Origin of the sequence: Mesorhizobium sp. M1078 (assembly GCF_040318615.1) — a bacterium.
Lineage (GTDB): Bacteria > Pseudomonadota > Alphaproteobacteria > Rhizobiales > Rhizobiaceae > Mesorhizobium.
In genome coordinates this window covers 357,997-380,416 of record NZ_JAMYMP010000002.1, presented here as the reverse complement: position 1 = coordinate 380,416, position 22,420 = coordinate 357,997, and the positions used below count along the sequence as shown (strand labels likewise).

General features: G+C 63.2%; 19 protein-coding genes and 1 pseudogene. 9 read left to right on the top strand and 11 right to left on the bottom strand.

The features are described 5' to 3' along the window. Window positions 1-45: 45 nt before the first annotated feature. The 3 genes from dnaE (at window position 46) to NKH38_RS05950 (ending at window position 5,098) form a co-directional block, all read left to right on the top strand. On the top strand, window positions 46-3,573 hold the full coding sequence (gene dnaE, locus NKH38_RS05960; protein WP_352761585.1) for a DNA polymerase III subunit alpha: 3,528 nt from the start codon (window positions 46-48) through the stop codon (window positions 3,571-3,573). Window positions 3,574-3,742: 169 nt separating this feature from the next. Further along, the gene (locus NKH38_RS05955; RefSeq protein WP_023710634.1) at window positions 3,743-4,141 is read left to right on the top strand and encodes a nuclear transport factor 2 family protein; all 399 of its coding nucleotides are present in this window, start codon (window positions 3,743-3,745) and stop codon (window positions 4,139-4,141) included. 153 nt (window positions 4,142-4,294) lie between these two features. Continuing rightward, the gene (locus NKH38_RS05950; protein WP_023725720.1) at window positions 4,295-5,098 is read left to right on the top strand and encodes a potassium channel family protein; all 804 of its coding nucleotides are present in this window, start codon (window positions 4,295-4,297) and stop codon (window positions 5,096-5,098) included. 7 nt (window positions 5,099-5,105) lie between these two features. Here NKH38_RS05950 and NKH38_RS05945 read toward each other — a convergent pair. Further along, window positions 5,106-5,988, bottom strand: a pseudogene (locus NKH38_RS05945) (DMT family transporter). A gap of 181 nt (window positions 5,989-6,169) precedes the next feature. Here NKH38_RS05945 and NKH38_RS05940 point away from each other — a divergent pair. Beyond that, complete coding sequence (locus NKH38_RS05940) at window positions 6,170-6,676, top strand: hypothetical protein (protein ID WP_352904332.1); 507 nt, start codon at window positions 6,170-6,172, stop codon at window positions 6,674-6,676. Window positions 6,677-6,682: 6 nt separating this feature from the next. Here NKH38_RS05940 and NKH38_RS05935 read toward each other — a convergent pair whose 3' ends face one another. Continuing rightward, complete coding sequence (locus NKH38_RS05935) at window positions 6,683-8,011, bottom strand: DNA polymerase IV (protein WP_352761578.1); 1,329 nt, start codon at window positions 8,009-8,011, stop codon at window positions 6,683-6,685. A gap of 67 nt (window positions 8,012-8,078) precedes the next feature. Between NKH38_RS05935 and NKH38_RS05930 the strand changes: the two genes are divergently transcribed. The 3 genes from NKH38_RS05930 to NKH38_RS05920 are packed head-to-tail and all read left to right on the top strand — an operon-like array spanning window position 8,079 to window position 10,281. Further along, window positions 8,079-8,654, top strand: coding sequence for a GNAT family N-acetyltransferase (locus NKH38_RS05930; RefSeq protein WP_023681576.1), 576 nt, complete (start codon window positions 8,079-8,081; stop codon window positions 8,652-8,654). Window positions 8,655-8,674: 20 nt separating this feature from the next. Next, the gene (locus NKH38_RS05925) at window positions 8,675-9,862 is read left to right on the top strand and encodes a hypothetical protein (protein ID WP_352761574.1); all 1,188 of its coding nucleotides are present in this window, start codon (window positions 8,675-8,677) and stop codon (window positions 9,860-9,862) included. Continuing rightward, window positions 9,787-10,281 carry a hypothetical protein gene (locus NKH38_RS05920; protein ID WP_352761572.1) on the top strand — a complete coding sequence of 165 codons (495 nt, stop codon included), beginning with the start codon at window positions 9,787-9,789 and terminating at the stop codon, window positions 10,279-10,281. The genes NKH38_RS05925 and NKH38_RS05920 overlap by 76 nt, the downstream gene beginning before the upstream one ends. A gap of 25 nt (window positions 10,282-10,306) precedes the next feature. Here NKH38_RS05920 and NKH38_RS05915 read toward each other — a convergent pair whose 3' ends face one another. Together NKH38_RS05915 and NKH38_RS05910 are read right to left on the bottom strand one after the other, a co-directional pair. Then, a complete protein-coding gene (locus NKH38_RS05915) occupies window positions 10,307-10,960 on the bottom strand; it encodes a hypothetical protein (RefSeq protein ID WP_027050372.1) in 654 nt (217 codons plus the stop codon). Further along, window positions 10,957-11,256 (bottom strand): DUF3572 domain-containing protein, encoded by a 300-nt coding sequence (locus NKH38_RS05910; protein ID WP_352459089.1) that lies wholly within the window; start codon window positions 11,254-11,256, stop codon window positions 10,957-10,959. The genes NKH38_RS05915 and NKH38_RS05910 overlap by 4 nt, the downstream gene beginning before the upstream one ends. Before the next feature lie 240 nt (window positions 11,257-11,496). Between NKH38_RS05910 and NKH38_RS05905 the strand changes: the two genes are divergently transcribed. After that, the gene (locus NKH38_RS05905; RefSeq protein WP_023667574.1) at window positions 11,497-11,868 is read left to right on the top strand and encodes a response regulator; all 372 of its coding nucleotides are present in this window, start codon (window positions 11,497-11,499) and stop codon (window positions 11,866-11,868) included. 24 nt (window positions 11,869-11,892) lie between these two features. Then, window positions 11,893-13,266: a PleD family two-component system response regulator gene (locus NKH38_RS05900; protein ID WP_352761568.1), complete on the top strand. Its 1,374-nt coding sequence runs from the start codon at window positions 11,893-11,895 to the stop codon at window positions 13,264-13,266. A 409-nt stretch (window positions 13,267-13,675) separates the two neighbouring features. Here NKH38_RS05900 and rpmG read toward each other — a convergent pair whose 3' ends face one another. From rpmG to topA, 7 genes are all read right to left on the bottom strand, one after another. Continuing rightward, window positions 13,676-13,843 carry a 50S ribosomal protein L33 gene (gene rpmG / locus NKH38_RS05895; protein ID WP_006201775.1) on the bottom strand — a complete coding sequence of 56 codons (168 nt, stop codon included), beginning with the start codon at window positions 13,841-13,843 and terminating at the stop codon, window positions 13,676-13,678. Window positions 13,844-14,261: 418 nt separating this feature from the next. After that, on the bottom strand, window positions 14,262-14,717 hold the full coding sequence (locus NKH38_RS05890; RefSeq protein ID WP_023695428.1) for a YqfO family protein: 456 nt from the start codon (window positions 14,715-14,717) through the stop codon (window positions 14,262-14,264). A gap of 116 nt (window positions 14,718-14,833) precedes the next feature. Next, a complete protein-coding gene (locus NKH38_RS05885) occupies window positions 14,834-16,009 on the bottom strand; it encodes an MFS transporter (RefSeq protein ID WP_352761565.1) in 1,176 nt (391 codons plus the stop codon). Between the two features lie 79 nt (window positions 16,010-16,088). Next, a complete protein-coding gene (locus NKH38_RS05880) occupies window positions 16,089-16,829 on the bottom strand; it encodes an NUDIX hydrolase (protein WP_023825650.1) in 741 nt (246 codons plus the stop codon). A gap of 87 nt (window positions 16,830-16,916) precedes the next feature. Then, a complete protein-coding gene (locus NKH38_RS05875) occupies window positions 16,917-17,369 on the bottom strand; it encodes a DUF983 domain-containing protein (protein ID WP_352761561.1) in 453 nt (150 codons plus the stop codon). Further along, window positions 17,369-19,675: a ribonuclease R gene (gene rnr, locus NKH38_RS05870; RefSeq protein ID WP_352761558.1), complete on the bottom strand. Its 2,307-nt coding sequence runs from the start codon at window positions 19,673-19,675 to the stop codon at window positions 17,369-17,371. The genes NKH38_RS05875 and rnr overlap by 1 nt, the downstream gene beginning before the upstream one ends. 4 nt (window positions 19,676-19,679) lie before the next feature. After that, complete coding sequence (gene topA / locus NKH38_RS05865) at window positions 19,680-22,346, bottom strand: type I DNA topoisomerase (protein ID WP_023821402.1); 2,667 nt, start codon at window positions 22,344-22,346, stop codon at window positions 19,680-19,682. Window positions 22,347-22,420 lie beyond the last annotated feature (74 nt).

Sequence of the window (22,420 nt, the reverse complement as noted above, 5' to 3'; positions counted from 1 at the left end):
ATACATCTCCATCGACTCAAAGCCCTTCGAGCAATTTGAAACATCATGGCGGATGACAAACTTCCACGCGATCCCCTGAGGCGCGAAGCAGCGCTCGCTGCTGCGCGCCCGGAGGCGCCGGCGCGGCCGTTCATCCATCTGCGCGTGCATTCGGCGTATTCGCTGCTCGAGGGCGCCTTGCAGGTCGCCGCTGTCGTCGCCCATGCCGTCAAGGACGAGTGCCCGGCAATCGCCGTCACCGACACCAACAATCTGTTCGGCGCGCTGGAATTTGCCCAGAAAGCGGTGAAAGAGGGCATCCAGCCGATCATCGGCTGCCAGATCGATCTCGCCTTTTCAGGCGAGACCAGTGACGCACAGCGCGACCGCCGCCGCCACGGGCCGGAGATGAACGCCGTGGTGCTGCTCGCCGCCACCGAGGTTGGCTATAGCAACCTGGTCAGGCTGGTCAGCCAGGTCTATCTGGAGACGCCGCCGGGCGAGCCCGTGCATCTGACGTCAGCAATGCTGGAAGGCCATAGCGATGGCCTGATCTGCCTCAGCGGCGGGCCGCGCGGCCCGATCGGCCGGGCGCTGAAGGAGGATCGCCGAGATCTTGCCGAGACGCGGCTTTTGGCACTCAAGGCGCTGTTCGGCGACCGGCTCTATGTCGAACTGGACCGTGTTTCCGGTTATGACCGCGCTATCGAGAAATCATCGGTCGACCTTGCCTATATCCATGATCTGCCGCTGGTCGCCACCAATGAGGCGTTCTTCGCCGCCCGCGACGACTATGAAGCGCATGACGCGCTGATCGCCATTGCCGAAGGGTCCGTCGTTGCCGCCGACAACCGCCGCCGCCTGACATCGGACAATTTCCTGCGCAGCCAGGCCGATATGGCGCGGCTGTTCGCCGACCTGCCGGAAGCGATCGACAACACCGTCGAGATCGCGCTGCGCTGTTCCTATTATCCCAAGACCCGCAATCCGATCCTGCCACGCTTTACCGGCGGCGATGTCGCCGACAATGAGGTGGCGCTGAAAGCGGAGGCCGATGAGCTACGCCGGCAGGCGCATGAGGGGCTGGAGGCGCGGCTGGCTGCGCATGGGCCCACTTCCGGCTACACGGTCGAACAATACCGCGAGCGGCTCGATTTCGAACTCTCCATCATCGAGAAGATGAAGTTTCCCGGCTATTTCCTGATCGTCGCCGACTTCATCAAATGGGCCAAGGCGCAAGGCATTCCGGTCGGGCCGGGCCGTGGCTCGGGCGCCGGATCGCTGGTCGCTTATTCCACGACCATCACCGACATCGATCCGCTGCGCTTCTCGCTGCTGTTCGAGCGCTTCCTCAATCCCGACCGCGTGTCGATGCCCGACTTCGACATCGACTTCTGCCAGGACCGGCGCGAAGAGGTCATCCGCTACGTCCAGCAGAAATATGGCCGCGACCAGGTTGGGCAGATCATCACCTTCGGTACGCTGCAGGCGCGCGCGGTGCTGCGCGACGTCGGCCGCGTGCTGCAAATGCCTTACGGCCAAGTCGACAAGCTCTCCAAAATGGTGCCGCAGAACCCCGCCAATCCGGTCAAGCTGGCGGATGCCATCGCCAACGAGCCGCGCTTTGCCGAGGAGGCCGAGAAGGAGCCGATCGTGCAGACGCTGCTCGATATGGCGCAAAAGCTGGAAGGGCTCTACCGCCACGCTTCGACGCACGCCGCCGGCATCGTCATCGGCGACCGGCCCTTGTCGGAACTGGTGCCGATGTACCGCGATCCGCGCTCCGACATGCCGGTCACCCAGTTTAACATGAAATATGTCGAGCAGGCCGGGCTGGTAAAATTCGACTTCCTCGGCCTGAAGACGCTGACGGTGCTGGAGACGGCGGTGAAGCTGATCCGCCGGCGCGGCATCGAGATCGACCTGGCGACGATCCCGCTCGACGATCCTGAAACCTACGCCATGCTGTCGCGCGGCGAAGTGGTCGGTGTGTTCCAGGTGGAAAGTGCCGGCATGCGCAAGGCGCTGATCGGCATGCGGCCCGACTGCATCGAGGACATCATCGCGCTGGTGGCGCTCTACCGTCCCGGCCCGATGGAGAACATCCCGACCTACAACGCCAGAAAGCATGGCGAAGAGGAGATGGCATCGATCCATCCCAAGATCGACCATCTGGTGAAGGAGACGCAAGGCGTCATCGTCTACCAGGAACAGGTGATGCAGATCGCGCAGGAACTGTCGGGCTATTCGCTCGGCGAAGCCGATCTGCTGCGTCGCGCGATGGGCAAGAAGATCCGCGCCGAAATGGACAAGCAGCGCGAGCGTTTCGTCACCGGTGCGGTCGAACGCGGCGTCGGCAAGCCGCAGGCCGACTTCATCTTCGACCTTCTGGCCAAGTTCGCCGACTACGGCTTCAACAAATCGCACGCGGCCGCCTACGCCGTCGTGTCCTACCAGACCGCCTATCTCAAGGCGCATTACCCCGTCGAGTTCCTGGCGGCGTCGATGACGCTCGACATGGGCAATACCGACAAACTCGCCGATTTCCGCCAGGATGCGCTGCGTCTCGGCATCGAGGTGGTGGCGCCGTCGGTGATGACCAGCTTCCGCAATTTCGAGGTCGGCGAGAACCGCATTTACTATTCGCTGGCGGCCCTCAAGGGCGTCGGCGACGCTGCGGTCGAGCACATCGTCGCCATGCGCGGCGAAAAGCCGTTCAAGAATCTCGCCGATTTCTGTGAAAGGGTCGATCCCAAGATCGTCGGCAAGCGCGTCTTCGAAAGCCTGATCATGGCCGGCGCGCTCGACTGCTTCGGCCACGACCGCGCCCAGATGATGGCCGGCGTCGAACGGATGATGGGGCTGGCTTCGCTGGCGCAGCAGAATGCCATTTCGGGCCAGCACGACATTTTCGGCGCGTCGCTCGGCGCGCAGCAGCAGGCGCTCAATTTGCCGCAGACCGATCCGTGGCTTGCCGCCGACCGGCTGCACCGCGAATTCCAGGTCGTCGGCTTCTATCTCTCGGCGCATCCGCTCGACGAGTACAAGGCGGCCCTGCAGAAGATGCGGGTGCAGAACTGGGGAGAGTTCTCGGCCGCGGTCAAGCGTGGCGCCGCCGCCGGCCGGCTGGCCGGCACGGTCACCACCAAGCAGGAACGCAAGACCCGCACCGGCAACAAGATGGGCGTCATCGCCTTTTCCGACACTTCTGGCCAGTATGAAGCCGTGCTGTTTTCGGAAGGGTTGGCGCAGTATCGCGATCTGCTCGAGCCTGGACGTTCGGTGGTGATCACCGTTTCGGCCGAGGATAGGCCCGAAGGGGTCAATCTGCGCATCCAGACGGTGCAGTCGCTGGAGGATGAGGCCAGCCGCATCCAGAAGGCGCTGCGCATCTTCGTGCGCGATGCGGCTCCGATCGGCATGCTGGCCGGCCAGCTTGCGGTGAAGGGCGAGGGCCAGGTCAGCTTCGTGCTGATCAAGGAGGCCGGGCAAGGTGAGATCGAGATCGAATTGCCCAATCGCTACCGCATCTCGCCGCAGATCGCGTCGGCCATGCGCGCGGTGCCGGGGGTGGTCGAAGTCGAGCTCGTCTAGGCTGCCCTGATATACACGGCAGTCGCATCGACGTCGGCCAGTGCATGACGGCCTAAGAATGCTCTGGGCCTGACATTGCAGCCGATAGGGCCAGCGTGCGGGGCGTGGTTGAACTGACCTTCCTTTGAACCACATGCGTTGAGCAGAAACTTCACAGGAACGCACAATCATGCCCAGCCGCGAACGCGTCGAAGCCTTCCTCAAGGAGGTGGTCGAAGGCAGCCACGTCAAGGCGATCGCCGACTTCTACCATGACGATGCCACCATGCAGGAAAATCTCGGCGTCCCGCGGCGCGGCAAGGAAACACTGATGGCGCATGAGCAGGCAGCACTCGACCGGATCGAGAAGATGCACACCCATCCTGTCCAGACATTCCTGGTCGATGGCGACAATGTCGCCATCCGCTGGACCTTCGACCGTATCGACAAGGCCGGCACCGTGCGCCGGCTGGAAGAGGTGGCCCTGCAGCGCTGGCGTGGTGACCGGATTGCGGAGGAGCGGTTCGTCTACGACACCGCCTCGGCCTGGCGCCTCGTGGGGCCGGACGGCAAGGTGGTGGAGGGCTGACGATCACCGGGGCCACTAGATCATGATGAGATTTGGTTGAAATCTCATCATGATCTAACCCTTTGTTGGAGCATGATCTTTTCCGCAAACCGGCACCCACTTTTTGGGATCATGCTCTAGACGACCCCGGCTGGGACCGTTACGCACTTGGTGATGAAAGCAGCCGAGAAGGACGGATTGCAGCAAAGCTCAGCGATGGCGCGGCTGCGTGACAGGCTGCGCAAGCTCTATCACGGACGCACGCCGGCGGCGTTCCGGTTTCAACTGGTGGCGGTCATCATCGACCTCGCCATCATCGCCTTCTTCGTTGCCACGCCGGTGCTCCAGGACAAGCCGTCATTCCTGTGGCTCGACTATACCGTCGCGGCGCTGGTCGCCGCCGACCTGATTGCCCGACTGTTAGCCTCCAACGACATGTTGCGGCTGATGAAACAGCCGACATCCTGGGTCGATGTCTTCATCCTTTTGACGCTGCTGATGCCGACGGCGCTGGCAAATCTGGCGTTCCTGCGCATCCTGCGGCTATGGTCGCTGTCGCGCAGCGGGTCGCTGTGGCGGCATTTCGAAATGCGTGGCTTGAGGCCCTGGCGCGAGGCGAGCCACGCGGTCATCAACCTGTTGACGTTCCTGTTCGTCATCACCGGCTTCGTCTACACCTTCTTCTTCCGCACCGGCGCCGGCCTCGAAAACTACATTGATGCGCTGTATTTCACCGTTGCCACGGTGACGACGACCGGTTTCGGCGACATCGTGCTGCCGGGGATCGCCGGCAAGCTGACCGCGATCGCCACCATGATCATCGGCATCTCGCTGTTCGTCAGACTGGCGACGGCGATTTTTCGACCCGCCAAGGTGTTCTTTCCCTGTCCGCAGTGCGGACTGCAACGGCATGAGCCGGACGCCGTGCACTGCAAGGCCTGCGGGCATCTTCTCAACATACCGGATGAGGGGAATTGACCGACCGCTACGAGGCCGCGACCTCGGCCGGCTTTGGCGCCTTGCGCTGCAGGTTGAGCAAGGTTGCCCATCAGGATCAGCAGGGCGCCGCCGGCTGTAAAGATGTCGATCTGTTCGCTGTAGAGCAGCCAGCCGATCAGCGCCGACAGTGGCACGCGCAGGAAATCCATCGGTGAAATCACCGTAGCGTCGGCATAGGTGAGGGCACGCGCCATGCAGAAATGCGACGACATGCCGGTGAAGGCAATCAGCAGGATCCATGGCCAGAGTTCGAGCGGTGGGTTGCGCCATTCATAAAGCGCCGGGATCAGGCCGACCACCGACTGGATGATCAGCATCCAGAAGATGATGCGCACGACACTGTCCGTGCGGGTCAGCGACTTGACCAACACCACCGATACGCCAAAGCACACGGCCGCGCCGAGAACGACGAGGTGACCCGGATCCATGGAGCCGACGCCGGGGCGAACGATGACCACCACGCCGATCAGGCCAAGCACGACCGCCGCAATTTTCGGGCGGGAGAGCCTTTCGCCAAGAAACGCCACCGCCAGGATCGCGGTCCAGATCGGCGTGGTGAATTCGATCGATATGAGCACCGCAAGCGGGATCAGCGTCAGCGCATAGAGCCATGCCGCCTGGCCCGTATAGTGGATGACATTGCGAGCGATATGGGCCAACGGGCGCTGCGTGCGCATTGCGGCGAATCCGCCGCTCATCGTCACCAGCGGCAACAGAATGAAGAAGCCGATCACCGAGCGCAGTTCCAGCACCTGGAAGACGTTGAGCTCGGCGGTGGTTGCGCGGCCAGCGACCGACATCGCCAGGAACGAGGCGATCGACAGCGCCATCCAGAACGCGGCTTTGGGGATCGATGGGGAAGGTGCCATAGGCGCTATGTCGCAAGCCGGGGCTTCCATCGCAACCGCTAGGCGACGCATTCGACTGGGCCAGACCCGTTGCAAAACAGCCATGCTGGAAGTGGAACCTGACGCGACGGCAGGCGTTGCTTCCCGGTAGGCCAATTCCTGGACGCATTGTTCGTTCAACATCAACGGGGGAGAGATTCCGATGAAATCATTCGCGCGGTTTCTGCTAGCCGGCTGCCTGCTAACTGCGAGCGGCGCGGCCCGTGCCGACGAGGCGGATTTTCTCAGCTCGCTACAAGGCAGTTTCTCCGGCAAAGGGACAGTCCAGGTCACCACCGACGCGCCGACGGTGAACGTCTCCTGTACTTTCAATTCCGACGCGACGTCGACATCATTGTCGCTTGACGGCAACTGCCGCGGTCTGATCGTGGTGACGCGCGCGATCAGCGCGGATCTGAAAGCCAGCGGGGCGAAATACACCGGCGTCTATGTCGGATCGCGCACCGGGCCCGCGCAGCTCGCCGGCAGCCGTTCCGGGAACGCGATCAGTCTCGGCATTCGCTGGGCGGCGGAGGTCAATGGCGATCGCAAGGCGCGGTTGACGGTCGAGAAAACCAGCGGCGACGGAATGCGGTTGACCGTTACCGACGTCGATCCGAAAACCGGCAAGAACGTGGTGACGAGCCGCATCGATCTCAAGCGTATCTAAGCCGTCTCACTCCTCGATCGGCTCCGGCGGGTTGGCGTTGCGGCCTTTGCCGAAGGTGTAGCCGGTTTCCACTGCCTTCTTGCCGAACTTGTCGCGCAGCGTATCGACGGCGCTTTCGGCCATGGCGCGCTTGCGCGAGCCGACGTCGACGAGATCGGGCGGATCGGCCTTCTCGTCATCCGAGAGATCGCTGACACCGATGCCGAGCAGCCGGTACTTTGTCCCGTCCGCCTCCTTGCGCAACAGCTCGAGCCCGGTCTGGAAAATACGGTCGGCCAGCCTTGTCGGGTCGCCGAGCTGGCGGTTGCGGGTGCGCAGCTTGAAATCCTGCGTCTTCAGCTTCAGCACCACGGTGCGCCCGGCAATGCCTGACTTCTTCAGCCGCGCCGAGACCTTTTCCGACAATCCCCTCAGCACTGGAACCAGTTCGCCCATTTCAGCTATGTCGGTGTCGAAAGTGGTTTCGGCCGACACACTTTTCGCATCCTGGTCGGGATCGACACGGCGGTCGTCCTGGCCGCGCGAGAGATGGTAGAGCCGGGTGCCCATCACGCCATAGCGGCGCATAAGATCGGCGCGCTCCATGCGCTGCAACTGGGCGATGCTGCGGATGCCGTCGCGTTCGAGCGTTGCGGCAAAAGCCTTGCCGACGCCCCAGATCAACGTCACCGGCTGTTCGGCCAGGAAACCCAGCGCCTCGGCTTCGCCGATCACCGAAAAGCCGCGCGGCTTGCGGAAATCGGAGGCAACCTTGGCCAGGAACTTGCAGTAGGAAAGGCCGGCCGAAACGGTGATGCCGATTTCCTTTTCGACGGTCTGCGCAAAGCGTGCCAGCACCACTGCCGGCGGCATGCCGTGCAGGCGCTCGGTGCCGGCGAGGTCGAGAAACGCCTCGTCGATGGAGAGTGGCTCGACCAGCGGCGTCAGCGCCTGCATCAGCGCGCGGACCTCGCGGCCGACGCGGACGTATTTCTCCATATTGGGCGGGATGACGATCGCTTCCGGACAGGCTTCGAGCGCCTTGAACATCGGCATTGCCGAGCGCACCCCCTTGATGCGGGCGATGTAGCAGGCGGTGGAGACGACGCCGCGCTTGCCGCCGCCGATGATCAGCGGCTTGTCCTTCAGCGCCGGATTGTCGCGCTTTTCGATCGCCGCATAGAAGGCGTCGCAATCGATATGCGCCAGATGCAGCTGGTAGAGCTCGGGATGGCGGGTGAGTCGAGGGCTGCCGCAACGCTCACAGCGCCTGGTATCGCTGCGCTGAAGGGTCAGGCAGTCGCGGCAAAAACCGTGCTCGGGATTGTTGACAGGGGCCGCCATCGCTGCGAACATAAAGAGAACAGATGCAATGGTACGTCAGGACGGAAGCCGCCACAAGCGGTTAGCCGGGAGAGAACTCATGAGCACCACCATAGCGCCGCTGGCGCCTGACCTATGGGCGGATTTCGAGGATCTTTTCGGCAAGCAGGGCGCCTGTTACGGCTGCTGGTGCACGCATTTCCGGATGGCGCCGGCGGTCCGACGGGCCAGCGACAAGCAGCGCAACAAGGATCATATCAAGGCGCGTATCGAGGCCGGGCCGCCGCCGGGGCTTTTGGCCTTCGAGGACGGCCAGGCGGTCGGCTGGATGCAGATCGGTCCACGCGCCGACGTGCCCGAATGGAACAATCGGGGCCGGGGCTCGGCGCCGGTCGATCCAACCGACGCCGTAGATCCCGGCGTCTGGGCCATCTCCTGCTTCTTCATCCGCGCCAGCGCGCGCGGCCGGGGCGTCAGCCACCGCCTGGTCGAGGGCGGCATCGCTTTTGCCCGCCAGAACAAGGCGCGGCTGGTCGAGGCGTGTCCGATCGACGTGTCGCGCGATTCGCGTTCGATCGGGCTGTTCGTCGGCTCGTCGCGTGTGTTTGAAAAGGCCGGCTTCGAGCGGCTTGTCGAACGCAAGGCCGGACGGCCGCTGATGCGGCTGGTGTTGTAGGCGGCAGCAATCCATAGGTCTTGTCTTGCGGCTGTGATGGTATTTTCCTACCAGTGGTAGAAGCGGTTTTGACGACTGCAATAAAGTGGAGGATCGATATGAAGCGCGTTTTGCCATTCGCTTTGCTTCTAGCCTGCAGTGCGCCGGCGCTTGGGCAGACGGTCGACAGCGAGGGCGCCAAGCAGCTTACCGACAATCTGGCGCGCTATTTCAGCAAGAAGCCGTTCGAGATCGGATTTCTGAAGGTCTCGGTCGAAGGCGACGCCTACAAGCTCGCATTCGATTTCAAGCCCGTCGTGGAACTCTTGGCAAAACAGGATGGCCTGAAGCTCGATCTCACCCCTTATACGCTGTTGACCAAACCACGCAGCGATGGCGCGTGGGATGTCTCAGGCAATCTGGCGCCGGAAGGGTCGATGGAGTTCAACGGCCCTCAGGGGCCGCAAAGCATGAAGATGTCTATCAAGGGCGGGAAGTTCGTTGGTGTCTACCATCCCGAGTTGGCGGCTTTCAGCAGCGCCACGTCGTCACTTGAAGGCATGAATATGACGTCGCAGGACGCCAGGCAGCGCACGGAGATGAGTTCTGGTGCTGGAACCGCCACAATGAGCGCTAACAAGGGCGCGAATGGCGGTGTCGATTTTAGCATGGTTCAGACGATTGCCGATTTTGCAGAGGTCATCACGATCGACAACCCCAACAGCGGGCAGAAAATCCCGCTGACGGTCAAGTCGCCCGAATTTTCGGTCGACGCGAAAGGCAAGGGGCTGCGCACGAAGCCTATTCTGGACCTGTTGGCTTTCGCCGTGGCCAATGAGGACGAGGCGAAACTGAAAGCCAATCAGGCGGAGCTCAAGTCGCATCTTCTGACCGCGCTGCCGATATGGGAGCGGATTGATGGGGCTTACAGTCTCAAGGATTTCAGCGTCGGCAGCCCGATCGGCAGTTTCGGCGCAGCAACACTCGGCATCGCCTTCGGCATGGACGGTGTCTCGCGCAACGGAACGATCAGCTACGGGATCAAAGCGTCTGGGCTCTCGATACCGCAAAATCTTGTTCCAGCCTGGAGCGTCGCGCTGTTGCCCACCGACATCAACTCAATTTCGGTGGGGCCAACATCGATCTCGATACAATGGCCAAGAAGGCTATCGAGGCCTTCGATCTCAACAACAGCCCGCCGCTTTCGGCGGATTTCGGCGACGGCGTGAAGAAAGATTTTCTGGCGAACGGCCCCAAGATCCTCATCGGCCACAGCACGGTCAAGGGCAGCGGTGCCGAAGTCGGGCTGGAGGGCGATATGAGGTTTCCCGATGGCGAGAAGCCCGATGCAAACGTGAGGATCGACGTGACCGGCTACGACAAGATCGTGGCAAGCCTGCAGGAGGCGGCGAAGACCGACCCGCAGGCCTCACAGGCTTTTACCGGCGCCTTGGCCATCAAGGGATTTGCCAAGACGCTGCCGGATGGCCGTATCGAATGGGTGATCAACGCCAGGCACGATGGGTCGGTGACGGTCAACGGCGCCATGCTGAAGGGGCCGGATCCGGTCGTGGAAGACAACACCGATCAGGATGCGATCCCTGGCGAGGGCAACAATGGCGGAGCAGGGGCGAAGCTGCAGCCTTGATCGCCAAGCTTGGAGGCGCTTGGGCTTAAAGCCCGAGCGCGCTCGCGATCTTCGGCGCGGCCTCGTGCCAGTCCTCGACGGAGATGATGTCGTCCGGCACCGGCGGCAGGAAGGCGCGCAGCGAATTGTCGGCCATCAGGTGGAAGAGATGGGCGTCGGCGACGGAATTGCGCGCCGAGATAAGATTGGCGGGCTGGTCGTCGACAAAGGCCACCGGCCGGCCGTTCTTGCCGCGCAGTTTCGCCACCGCCGGTCCCTTGGCCATCTCGGTGGTCAACAGCGGATAGGGCAGCCCGAGCGCATCGAGATGGGCGCGGCGCGCAGCGCGATGCCGGTGCGGCATGGCGGTCAAAAGGACGATCTCGACGCGGTCGCTGAGGCTGGCAAGCGCTTGTTCGGCACCGTCGGTAACGCTCTGCCAGTCGGCCTGCGTATCGAAGAAATCTCCGAGAAGTGCCGTCACCTCCGGCTGTTCGATCAGCCGGCCGCTCGCCGTTTCGGCAATGTTGCCGGTGAGACGGAAGGAGGCCAGGGTCAGGCCGAAGCCGCGCGATTTCAGGAAATGCGGAAACGGCCGGATGAATTCGAGCACGACATCGTCGACATCGAGGATCAGCAGAGGCCGGTCGTCGGCTGCAAGTTCGGCGATCTGGCGTGCCGTCTCGGGATCGTCGCTCATATCGAATGCTCATGGTCGTCGCCGCCAAGAGGCAGCGCGCGCAACGCCTTGCCGATGGCGGCCGGGGGGGTGCCGGTTTGCTCGGCAAAGCGCAGCAAGGTCGGCTCGTGGGCAAGGATGAACTGCAGCACTCCGGCCAGGAATCCCGGTTCGGCCGCGGCGCGCCGGATGGCGGACGCCTCGATGCCGGTGATGGCCAGGAAGCGCGGCAGGAGTTCGGGGTCGGCGGCGACGAAGCCCAGTGCCTTCACGGCAATGGTTTCCGCTTCCTCGCGCATTGACGCTGCGTTTGCCATCACTACTTTCTCGTTGCGGAAATGAGTCTCTTTTCCGCAGTAATCGCAAGCGTCGCCTGCGGCAAGCCACAGCCCCGATCCAATGTGGTTTTCGAGGTGGAATCCGAATGGCTTTTGCCGCTTCGGGTTTCCATTTCGTCAATCATATTGCCTTAAGAGTGGGCGAGGGTTTGGTGTGCTTCGAAAAGGGCGCATAGCGGCAGGGCTTCGGGCAGAAGCCTGGCCGGGACGGGAAAATCGATGCCTAAGAAGGTCATGATCGTCGAGGACAACGAGCTCAATATGAAGCTCTTTCGCGACCTCATCGAAGCCAGCGGTTATGAAACGGTGCGCACGCGCAACGGGCTCGAGGCGCTCGATCTGGCGCGCCAGCACAGGCCCGACCTGATCCTGATGGACATCCAGCTGCCCGAAGTGTCGGGGCTGGAAGTGACGAAATGGCTGAAGGAGGACGACGACCTCCATTCCATTCCGGTCATCGCCGTCACCGCCTTCGCCATGAAGGGCGACGAGGAACGCATTCGCCAGGGCGGTTGCGAGGCCTACATCTCCAAGCCGATCTCGGTGCCGCGTTTCATCGAGACCATCAAATCCTATCTCGGTGATGCCTGATGCCTTCAGCCGGAGCCTTGTGACATGACCGCGCGGATCCTCGTCGTCGACGACATCCCTGCCAATGTCAAACTTCTCGAGGTTCGGCTGCTGGCCGAATATTTCGAGGTGTTGACGGCCTCCAACGGGCCGGACGCGATCGAGACCTGCGAAAACGGCAAGGTCGATGTCGTGCTGCTCGACGTGATGATGCCCGGCATGGACGGGTTCGAGGTCTGCAAGCGGCTGAAAAGCGATCCGGCGACCGCGCATATACCGGTGGTCATGGTGACCGCGCTGGGCCATGTTGCCGACCGGGTGCGCGGCCTCGAGGCAGGCGCCGACGACTTTCTCACCAAGCCGGTCAACGATCTGCAACTGATGACGCGGGTGAAGAGCCTGGTCAGGCTGAAGTCGCTGACCGACGAGCTGCTGCTGCGCGCATCGACCACCCGCAACATCGGCATCGAGGCGCTGTTGAGCCGCAGCTTCGCGTCGGAGGACGCCACGCCGAAGGTGCTGTTGATCGACGAGCGCAAATCGTCGGTTGAGCGCATCCAGAACATGCTGCGCGGCAGCGCCGAGCTCGACATTGCCACCGATCCGCATGCCGGCTTCTTCCAGGCCGCCGAGGCGCCCTATGAGTGCGTGCTGATCTCGACCGGTTTTACCGATTTCGATCCGCTGCGGTTGTGTTCGCAATTGCGTTCGCTCGACCGCACCCGCTTCCTGCCGATCATCCTGATTGCCGACGAAGGCGAGGAGGGCCGCATCATCAGAGGCCTCGAACTCGGCATCAACGACTATCTGATGCGGCCGATCGACCAGCAGGAGCTGACGGCGCGGCTGCGTACCCAGGTGCGGCGCAAGCGCTATAACGATCAGCTGCGCGCCAGCGTCGCCCAGACCATCGAGATGGCGGTGACCGACGCATTGACCGGGCTGCACAACCGCCGCTACCTCGACAGTCATCTGCAGACGCTGTTCGACCGCGCCGTGGCGCGGCGGCGGCCTCTGTCGGTGATGATCACCGATCTCGACCGCTTCAAGACCGTCAATGACTCGCATGGCCATGATGGCGGCGACGATGTGCTGCGCGAGTTCGCAAGGCGGCTGCGCAAGAACGTCAGGGGCATCGACCTTGCCTGCCGCTTCGGCGGCGAGGAATTCGTCGTTGTGATGCCGGACACGGACGGCGCGGTGGCGGAGAAGGTTGCCGAGCGCATTCGCGCCGAAATCGCCCAGCTGCCGTTTGCCATCGGCCCTGAAGGCAAGGCGATCGAAGTCACGGTCAGCGTCGGCGTGTCATCGGTTCTGAAGGGCGCGGACACGGTCGCGGCGTTGATGAAACGTGCCGACGTGGCGCTCTACGAAGCCAAAAGTGGCGGCCGCAACCGGGTCGTCGCCAAGGCAGCGTAGGCTAGACCACTGATTATGCAGTCAATCGGACAGGGTTAGGAATTTACCTTAATCCAAGCGATTCGGCAGGCTTGGTTAAGAAACTATTGATTTTCAAACATTGTTGCGCAAATGTGCGGTGCAAGAACAAGGGCGATGCGGGCACGAGGGTAGACAGCCGCATCGCTTCGCCGAATACCCCATGATGCTCAGGTCCGCCGCATCTCCTGGGTCCGTGGGGTCGGCCGGCCGGCGCTGGCACATAGTGGCCTCCTCGTACCGCTGCCATACGCCGACCGGCCCCCTTTTTTGCCAAAAAATGAGATGAGCACTTCGCGCCAAACAGCGGAGGGTTCTGGCTTTTCGGGGCCTTGAATCAAAAACGCCGCCCGAAGGGGCGGCGCTTTTGACAGAGCGTATGAAAACCAGATTACTTGATCTTGGTTTCCTTGAACTCGACATGCTTCTTGGCGACCGGGTCGTATTTGCGGAACGACAGCTTGTCGGTCTTGGTACGGCTGTTCTTGCTGGTCACGTAGAAGAAACCGGTGTCGGCGGTCGACAGAAGCTTGATCTTGATGTTTGCGGCTTTGGCCATTGTATCAGTCCGTTATGTTCGTGGGGTTTTGGCCGCTGGAGCGGGGGAAAACACCCGGACGCGGGAAACTTGGCGCGACACATAAAGAACGTGCCCGGAAAGTCAAGCCCGACGCCTTGCCTGTGTCGTAAGCACATGAGTTGTCCGGATTAGGAGCCCATGAGTTGTCCGGTTTTATCATCGGCCCGATGGAGGCTGAGGATGAGACGGACAGCATGGCTATAGGCCGGCGAATGCCGGGACGCTGCGAAGCGGCGGGGTTCGGCAGGGTGGATTGGTCACCCCGACCAACTCTTCGCAGGCTCAGGGCGTTCGAATCTCGAAAACCAAGCAATTGGCTTTTCGTCCGCTTCGGACCGCTTCTCACCTCACAACGGAGAAGGTAAAGCCGCTGCTTCCCCTCAGCGGGGCCGGATTTCTAGGCTTCTTCCTTAACTGGAAGCGCTTTCTTCCAGTCCCCAGTGGTGTTCCACCAGCGATTCGGATTGGCGCGGTCGTCCAGGCCCTTGGAGCGGCTGGCGAGGATCGGCTGGATGCGGATCACCGGCTCCTGGTAGGAATGCGCCTGGAAAATCGCCTCGACGACGCGGGCGGCGAGCGACTGGTCGTCGGGCAACTCGAACGAGACCTCGACGGTGCCGGGGCGGCGGCGCAGTTCGGTTTCGACGCCGGCGGCTGCACCTTCCAGCGGTCGGTAGCGTTCGATGCCGTGCGCCGTTTGATAGGCGTTGCGGTCGTATTTGCCCATTGCCAGCGGCGCGATCGCGACCACGGCGTCCATGATGCGGTCGACATCGGCTGCCGGGGCCTGGAAGCTGACAAGCAGCAGAAGCGTCATGCGCAGAGATGTGGTTTCAAAGCCGCTGTCGATCATCGCCGTATCCTCAAACTCGGGTTTTTTGGGACACCCTTTTAGCTGAGGTCTCCTGACACGGTTCTGTCAGCAGCGGCGACATCCCGTCAGGATTGCGCAGGCTGGCGACGGACAGGCTACCAGATCTTGCGGACCAGCCTGGCGCTGACCAAGGCGATATAGGCGGCAAAGAACAGGCCGAGCGACCAGCCGAAGCCGGAGGGCCCGAAGGCATCCATGCCGATGCCGATCGCCTGCGGGCCAAGCACCATGCCGACGCCGTAGCAGAGCACGAAGGCGGCGTTGGCCGAGGCCAGTTCATGGCCGGAGAGCTGCGAGCCCAGATGGGCAAGGCCGATCGTGTACATGGCGGCCACCACGCCGCCCCAGACGAACAGAAGCGCCGCCATCAGGTGCCAATTGCCGGCGAAGAACGGCATGAAGATGGTGCCGGCAAGTCCGACGGTGGCACAGGCCAACAGCAGATAGCGGCGGTCTGAGACGCGGTCGCTGATCATGCCGATAGGGATCTGCATCAGCACGTTGCCGAGGCCGATCATGGTGAGCAGGAGGGCTGCATCCGCCTCGGAATAGCCGATGCGGTTGCCATAGACGGGGAACAGCGCAAAGCCGCCGGTCTCGACGGCGCCGAACACCAGCACGGCGGCGGTCGCTGTCGGCACCAGCCAGATATAGCGCAGGAAGTTGCTGGTTTCGCCGTCAACCACGATTGTGGGACTTTCATTCCGTGCGGCCAGCACCGGGATTGCGGCCAGCGCGACCAGGACGATGATGACGCCAAACGGCAAGAAGCCGGTGCTGCCGATATGGGCGAAGATCCATGGCCCGGCGGCGAAGCCGAGCGACAGCACGGTGGCGTAGATGCCGAGCACCAGGCCGCGCCGGCGCGGCGGGGCCGAGGTGCTGATCCAGAATTCCGACAGGATGAACAGCACCGTCAGCGCGATGTGCAGCACGATGCGTAGTGGGAACCACATCCAGAAGTCCGGCGCGAAGTGGAAGCCGACAAAGGCGAGCGCGCCGGCGGCGATCATGGCGATCATCGTCCAGGCGACGCCGAAGCGCATCGCCAGCGGCGTGGCCAGCGGGGCGCCGGCGATCGAGGCGAGGCCGGCGACCGCGGTGTTGAGGCCGATCATCGATGCCGAGTGGCCGCGGCTCTCGAGAATAACGCTGAGCAGCGGCATGCCGAGGCCTATGGCGATGCCGACGACGCTGATCGACGAGATCGCGGCGATCATCGGTAGCCAATGTACGCGCTCGTCGCCCTCTTGCTGGGTATCGACCGTCATGTGATGCCTGAATACTCTGTCTGTTTGATATTGCGCAATTCCGGACGGAAAACCGCGTCACACTTTTCCTGGAATTGCTCTAAAGAATTTCGCGAACGAAGCGGTTGCGGACAAGCCGGTAGAACGGCACGGACCCACCGGGTCGCAGGCGCGGATCGCCGGCAAGCCGCGTCTCCAGCTCCTGCAAGATCGTTCGGGTGATGTCGGGGATATCGGCCTCTCTGGCCTTGGCGAGCGGCAGCCAGACCAGTTCTTCCAGCTCATTGGTCGGGCCGCCACCCGGCAGTTCCACGGCGACATCGCTGCGCCAGGCGCTGAAGAAGCGGGTGTCGAAACGACGCACGCGATTGGGCGGGGTGATGGCGCGGGCAATGAAGCGCAGCGGCGCCAGCGAAGGCTGGACGCCGTGCTCGACAAAGCCCTGCCAGTCGCGTTTGTCGGTTGCGAACGAGCCTTTGCGGCCGATGAGCAGGCCGGCTTCCTCATAAGTCTCGCGGATGGCCGAGAGCGCGATGGCACGGGCCCGCGACGGGCTGATGCGGCCGACGCCGGCGGTCAGCCTGGCTTCTTCCTCCGGAAGCAATGGGGTGGCAACGGCAATGCGGCTGTCGGCCGAATCGGTGCGGCCGCCGGGAAAGACGAACTTGCCGGGCATGAAGGCGTGGCCTGCATGGCGCCGGCCCATCAGCACCAGAATCTCGTCGTCCTCGCGGTCGAGCAGGATCAGGGTGGCGGCATCGCGCGGGCGTATGGGCAGGCCGCTGTGGGCGGCTGCGCCACGGTCCATCCTGCTGACTTCCGCCTTGGTCATACCTTCCATGCGCAGGACCTAGCGGAAACTTCTGGCAAACGAAAGTGGCCTTTCACGGTCGGCATGTTGCGCCAGGCGACATTGCCCTGACGCAAACTAGGTTCCGGGATGCGGCTCGGTGCCGTCTTTTTCGCCGCCGAAGCCGTGCATATAGAGCGCCCATTGCAGTCCGATGACGGCGCCCTTGACCGGTTGCAGCAGAGCGACCGACAGCACGATGGTCAACGGCACCCAAATGGCGATGTGCTGCCACATGGAGAGCGTCGAGGTCGCCTCGACGCCCATGAAGGCGCCGAGAACGATGTGGCCGACAATGACGATGACGAGATAAGCGGGCAGGTCGTCGGCACGGTGGTGGTGGAACTCCTCACCGCACACGGCGCATTTGTCGACGCTCTTGGTGAAGCCGGCGAACAACCTGCCTTCGCCGCAATGCGGGCAGCGGCCAAGGGCGCCGCGCTTCATCGCCGTCCACAGCGGGCGGGCGACTCGGCCCGAATGATGTTCGCCGCCGAAAATCTGCTTCTGGATTCCCATTTCGCTTGCCATTATCGTCTCCTGCCGCGCGACCCCGGGCGCGATTGCGACGCGCGGGCGCGGCCTTTTGCCTTGTGAAACGACCGTTTGGAGCCGGGCAGGGGCTTCGGGTCGGTCAGCATCTCGAAACGCATCGCGCCGGCCATAGGCGCCACCTCGATCAGGCGAACCTCGACGCGGTCGGCAAGCTGATAGCCCTTGCCGGTGCGTTCTCCGAACAGCGATCGCGCGGTTTCGTCATATATATAGTAATCGCCATCCAGGCTTGACACCGGGATGAAGCCATCTGCGCCAAACTGCGGCAATTGGACAAATAGTCCCGATTTGGTGACGCCCGAAATGCGGGCGTCGAAGCGGTCGTCGATGCGCTCGGCGAGGTAGGCGGCGATCAGCCGGTCGACGGTGTCGCGCTCGGCCGCCATGGCGCGGCGCTCGGTGCCCGAGATCAGCACCGCGAAGTCTTCCAGCCGCGTCTCTTCGTCCTGCGTCAGCCCGCCAGGGCCGAGCCCAAGTGCGGCAATCAGCCCGCGATGCACGATCAGATCGGCATAGCGGCGGATCGGCGAGGTGAAATGCGCGTAGCGCTTCAGGTTGAGGCCGAAATGGCCGATGTTCTTGGGCGAATATTCGGCCTGACTCTGCGAGCGCAGCACCACTTCGTTGACCAGCCCCTCGTTGTCGGCGCCACGCACGCGCTCGAGAATGCCGTTGAACTGGGCGGGCCGCATCTGCGCGCCACGCGCCAGCGACAGGCCGAGCGTCTGCAGGAACTCGCGCAGCGATTCCTGCTTGGCCAGCGACGGCGCATCGTGGACCCGGTAGACCAGCGCCTGCTTCTTCGCTTCCAGCGTTTCGGCGGCGGCGACATTGGCCTGGATCATGAATTCTTCGATCAGCTTGTGGGCGTCGAGCCGCTCCGGGACGATGACGCGGTCGACGGTGCCGTCCGGCTTGAGCAGGATCTTGCGCTCCGGCAGATCAAGCTCGAGCGGCTGGCGGCCATCGCGGCCGCGCTTCAGGATGGCGTAGGCGTCCCACAGCGGCTTCAGCACCGTATAGAGGATCGGGCCGGTCTTGTCGTCAGGAAGGCCGTCTATCGCGGCCTGGGCCTGCGGATAGGCGAGCTTTGCCGCCGATTTCATCATGACGCGGTGGAAGGTGTGACGCAGCTTGCGGCCATCGGCGGCAAAAATCATGCGCACGGCAAGCGCGGGACGGTCCTGGCCTTCGCGCAGCGAGCACAGGTCGTTGGAGATGCGCTCTGGCAGCATCGGCACGACGCGGTCGGGGAAATAGACAGAATTGCCGCGTTTCAGCGCCTCGCGATCGAGTGCGGTGCCATAGCGGACATAGGCTGCAACATCGGCGATCGCCACCGTGGCGATCACGCCGCCGGGGTTCTTCTCGTCGAGGTCGGGCGTGGCGAAGACGGCGTCGTCATGGTCCTTGGCGTCGGCCGGGTCGATGGTCACCAGCGGCAGGTCGCGCCAGTCCTCGCGGTGAGCAAGCGTCGCCGGTTTTACCGCCTCGGATTCGGCGATGACGTCGGCCGGGAAGATATGCGGAATGTCGTGCGCGTGGATGGCGATCATCGAGACCGCCTTTTCGCTGGTCAGCGAGCCCAGCACCGCCAGCACTTTTGCGCGCGGCAAACCATACCGGGAGGCCCGCGCGGGCTCGACCTCGACAAGGTCGCCGTTCCTGGCGCCGTTCTGGAATTCCTTGTCGACGATCAGTTCGGGCTGGCGACGTTCGACCGGCTCGATGCGGAAGGTGCCGTCCCTCAGGATCCGGAAGACGCCCAGCACGGCATCTGTCCGCTTCTCGAAAATCTTCATTACGCGGCCCGTATAGGCAGGCCCGGTCGCCTCGTCGGTCGGGAAGGTCTTGGCCAGCACACGGTCGCCAATGCCAGGCTGCGGGCCATTGCCGCCGCGGGAGACGCGGATCGAGATCACCGGCGGTTCGCCGGTGCCGACGGCCTCCGCCGGATGCGCCAGCAGAATACCGTCGCCGTCGCGGCCGAAAATGTCGAGCACGGCGACATGGGGCAGGGCGCCGACACGGGCCAGCCGTTTGCGCTCCTTGGTCAGGATGCCTTCGTCCTGCAGGTCGCGCAGAATGTCCTTCAGCCAGATGCGGTCGTCGCCGCGCAAGGCAAACGCCTTGGCGATGTCGCGTTTTCCCGCGCGGTCGGGGTTCTCGGCGATGTAGCGCAGGATTTCGTCACGCGAGGGCCTGTAGTCGTCCTTGACCTTGGCCCTCGTGTCGGCGGTGCGCGGATCGCCGTGGCTTCTACCGGTGATCCTGCGCGCCACGCTGCTATCCCTTTTTCTTCGCCGCCGGCTTCTTGGTCGCCGACTTCTTGGCTGTGGTTTTCTTGCCAGTGGTTGTCTTGCCAGTGGTTGTCTTGGCTGCGGGGGCCTTGGCGGCTGCCGCCTTGCGGAACGGCTTCTTGCCGCCGCCGCCCTTGGCTTCCTTCTCGGCGATCAGCGCCAGCGCGTCTTCGACCGTCACCGACTGCGGATCCTTGCCCTTGGGCAGCGTCGCGTTGACCTTGCCGTAGTTGACATAGGGCCCGTATTTGCCATCGCGCACGACGATCTTGCCGCCGCCATCGGGATGGTCGCCGAGTTCCTTCAGCGCGGCAGCAGTGCCGCCATTGCGGCCGCCCTTGCCCTTCAGCTGCTTCTCGGCGATCACAGTGACAGCGCGGTTGAGGCCGATCGAGAACACATCCTCGATGCTGTCGACATTGGCGTAGGTGCCATCGTGCAAAACGAACGGACCATAGCGGCCAAGCCCGGCGGAGATCATCTTGCCGGACTCGGGATGCTTGCCGATGTCGCGCGGCAGCGACAGCAGCGCCAGGGCCTTCTCATGGTCGATGGAATCAGGCGTCCAGCCCTTGGGCAGGCTGGAGCGCTTGGCTTCCTTGCCGTCGCCGCGCTGGATATAAGGACCGAAGCGGCCTGAGCGCAGCGTGATTTCCTCTGCCGTGTAGGGGTCCTTGCCGAGCACCTTGGTGCCGTCCTCGCCCCCGCCATTCTCGCCATTCGGGTTGGCTGCGTCGCCGAGTTGGCGGGTAAAGGAACATTCCGGATAGTTGGAGCAGCCGACGAAGGCGCCGAACTTGCCGAGTTTCAGCGACAGATTGCCGGAGCCGCATTTCGGGCAGATGCGGGGATTCGAGCCATCCTCCCGCGCGGGGAACACCAGCGGCGCCAGTTCCTCGTTCAGCGCATCGAGCACGTCGGTGACGCGCAGTTCCTTGATGTCGGCGACGGCGCCGGAAAAATCTTTCCAGAAGTCGCGCAGCACGTCCTTCCAGGCGAGCTTGCCGTCGGAAATCTCGTCAAGCTTTTCCTCGAGTGAGGCCGTGAAGTCATATTCGACATAGCGCTCGAAGAAGCTTTCGAGGAAAGCCGACAGCAGCCGGCCCTTGGCCTGCGGCACCAGCCGGCGCTTGTCGATGGTGACGTAGTCACGGTCTTCCAACGTCTTCAGGATCGCGGTGTAGGTCGACGGACGGCCGATGCCGAGCTCTTCCAGCTTCTTGATCAGCGACGCCTCGGAGTAGCGCGGCGGCGGCTCGGTGGTGTGCTGGGTGGCATTGATCGCCTGACGGGCCAGCTGCTCGCCGGCACGGATCTCGGGCAGACGACGGTTTTCCTCGTCTTCGGCGTCGTCGTCCTTCTGGTCGGTGTAGGCGGCGATGAAGCCGTCGAAGCGAACGACGGAACCGACGGCGCGAAGCTCCGCGGTGCGAGCGCCATTGACCGCCTCGATTTCGACCGTGGTACGCTCGATCTCGGCCGACTGCATCTGGCTGGCGATGGCGCGCTTCCAGATCAATTCGTAAAGCCGCAGCTGGTCGGAATCGAGATACTGCCTGACCGAAGCCGGCGTGCGCATGAAATCGGTCGGGCGGACCGCCTCGTGCGCTTCCTGGGCATTCTTAGCCTTGGCTGTGTACTGGCGCGGCTTTTCCGGGAGGTATCGTGGGCCGAATTCCTTGGCGATGGTGTCGCGGGCGGCGTCGATCGCCTCCGGCGCCATCTGCACGCCGTCGGTTCGCATATAGGTGATCAGGCCGGTGGTCTCGCCGCCGATCTCCATGCCTTCATAGAGGCGCTGCGCCACCTGCATGGTGCGCGTCGCCGAAAAGCCGAGGCCCGACGATGCCGCCTGCTGCAGCGTCGAAGTGGTGAAGGGCGGGCCAGGATTGCGCCTTGTCGGTTTGGCTTCCACCGACAGAGCCTTGAAGGTCGCGCCTTCGAGCATGCCCTTGATATCGTCGGCCTGCGCCTTGCTGGCGATGTCGAGCTTCTGCAGCTTCTTGCGCTCGAACGCGGTCAGCCGCGCCTCGAAGCTGTCGTTACGTGGCGTGCCGAGGAGGGCAGCGATCTGCCAGTATTCCTCGCGGATGAAGCGCTCGATCTCGGATTCGCGGTCGCAGACCAGGCGCAGCGCCACCGACTGGACGCGGCCGGCCGAACGGGCGCCCGGCAATTTGCGCCACAGCACCGGCGACAGCGTGAAGCCGACGAGATAATCGAGTGCGCGGCGAGCCAGATAGGCATCGACCAATGGTGCATCGATCTGGCGCGGATTGGCCATCGCTTCCAGCACCGACGACTTGGTTATGGCATTGAAGACGACGCGGCTGACCGGCTTGTCCTTCAACACGCGCTTCTGCTTGAGCACCTCCAGCACGTGCCAGGAAATGGCTTCGCCCTCGCGATCCGGATCGGTGGCGAGGATCAGGCCATCGGCATCCTTGACCGCGTTGGCGATGTCGGTGAGACGCTTTCCGGACGCGGTGTCGACCGCCCAGGACATGGCGAAATCCTCGTCGGGACGCACCGAACCATCCTTGGCCGGCAGATCGCGGACATGGCCGAACGAGGCCAGAACCTTGAAGTTCTTGCCGAGATACTTGTTGATTGTCTTTGCCTTGGCCGGCGATTCGACGACGACGACGTCCATGAGGTCTCATATCAGCTGTGGGGCGGCAGAAGAATTCCGCTGCGTGACGCATTCAATTGGTCGCTCACATGGCC

What these genes read in the sequence shown, in the direction of transcription:
- NKH38_RS05935 (WP_352761578.1), bottom strand. Translation starts at nt 8,011, where the DNA reads ATGTTCGCAGCGATGGCGGCCCCTGTCAACAATCCCGAGCACGGTTTT.
- rpmG (WP_006201775.1), bottom strand. Translation starts at nt 13,843, where the DNA reads ATGGCCAAAGCCGCAAACATCAAGATCAAGCTTCTGTCGACCGCCGAC.
- NKH38_RS05940 (WP_352904332.1), top strand. Translation starts at nt 6,170, where the DNA reads ATGAAATCATTCGCGCGGTTTCTGCTAGCCGGCTGCCTGCTAACTGCG.
- NKH38_RS05900 (WP_352761568.1), top strand. Translation starts at nt 11,893, where the DNA reads ATGACCGCGCGGATCCTCGTCGTCGACGACATCCCTGCCAATGTCAAA.
- NKH38_RS05905 (WP_023667574.1), top strand. Translation starts at nt 11,497, where the DNA reads ATGCCTAAGAAGGTCATGATCGTCGAGGACAACGAGCTCAATATGAAG.
- NKH38_RS05920 (WP_352761572.1), top strand. Translation starts at nt 9,787, where the DNA reads ATGGCCAAGAAGGCTATCGAGGCCTTCGATCTCAACAACAGCCCGCCG.
- NKH38_RS05950 (WP_023725720.1), top strand. Translation starts at nt 4,295, where the DNA reads ATGAAAGCAGCCGAGAAGGACGGATTGCAGCAAAGCTCAGCGATGGCG.
- NKH38_RS05880 (WP_023825650.1), bottom strand. Translation starts at nt 16,829, where the DNA reads ATGGAAGGTATGACCAAGGCGGAAGTCAGCAGGATGGACCGTGGCGCA.
- NKH38_RS05890 (WP_023695428.1), bottom strand. Translation starts at nt 14,717, where the DNA reads ATGATCGACAGCGGCTTTGAAACCACATCTCTGCGCATGACGCTTCTG.
- topA (WP_023821402.1), bottom strand. Translation starts at nt 22,346, where the DNA reads ATGGACGTCGTCGTCGTCGAATCGCCGGCCAAGGCAAAGACAATCAAC.
- NKH38_RS05910 (WP_352459089.1), bottom strand. Translation starts at nt 11,256, where the DNA reads ATGGCAAACGCAGCGTCAATGCGCGAGGAAGCGGAAACCATTGCCGTG.
- NKH38_RS05875 (WP_352761561.1), bottom strand. Translation starts at nt 17,369, where the DNA reads ATGGCAAGCGAAATGGGAATCCAGAAGCAGATTTTCGGCGGCGAACAT.
- NKH38_RS05915 (WP_027050372.1), bottom strand. Translation starts at nt 10,960, where the DNA reads ATGAGCGACGATCCCGAGACGGCACGCCAGATCGCCGAACTTGCAGCC.
- NKH38_RS05930 (WP_023681576.1), top strand. Translation starts at nt 8,079, where the DNA reads ATGAGCACCACCATAGCGCCGCTGGCGCCTGACCTATGGGCGGATTTC.
- NKH38_RS05885 (WP_352761565.1), bottom strand. Translation starts at nt 16,009, where the DNA reads ATGACGGTCGATACCCAGCAAGAGGGCGACGAGCGCGTACATTGGCTA.
- dnaE (WP_352761585.1), top strand. Translation starts at nt 46, where the DNA reads ATGGCGGATGACAAACTTCCACGCGATCCCCTGAGGCGCGAAGCAGCG.
- NKH38_RS05955 (WP_023710634.1), top strand. Translation starts at nt 3,743, where the DNA reads ATGCCCAGCCGCGAACGCGTCGAAGCCTTCCTCAAGGAGGTGGTCGAA.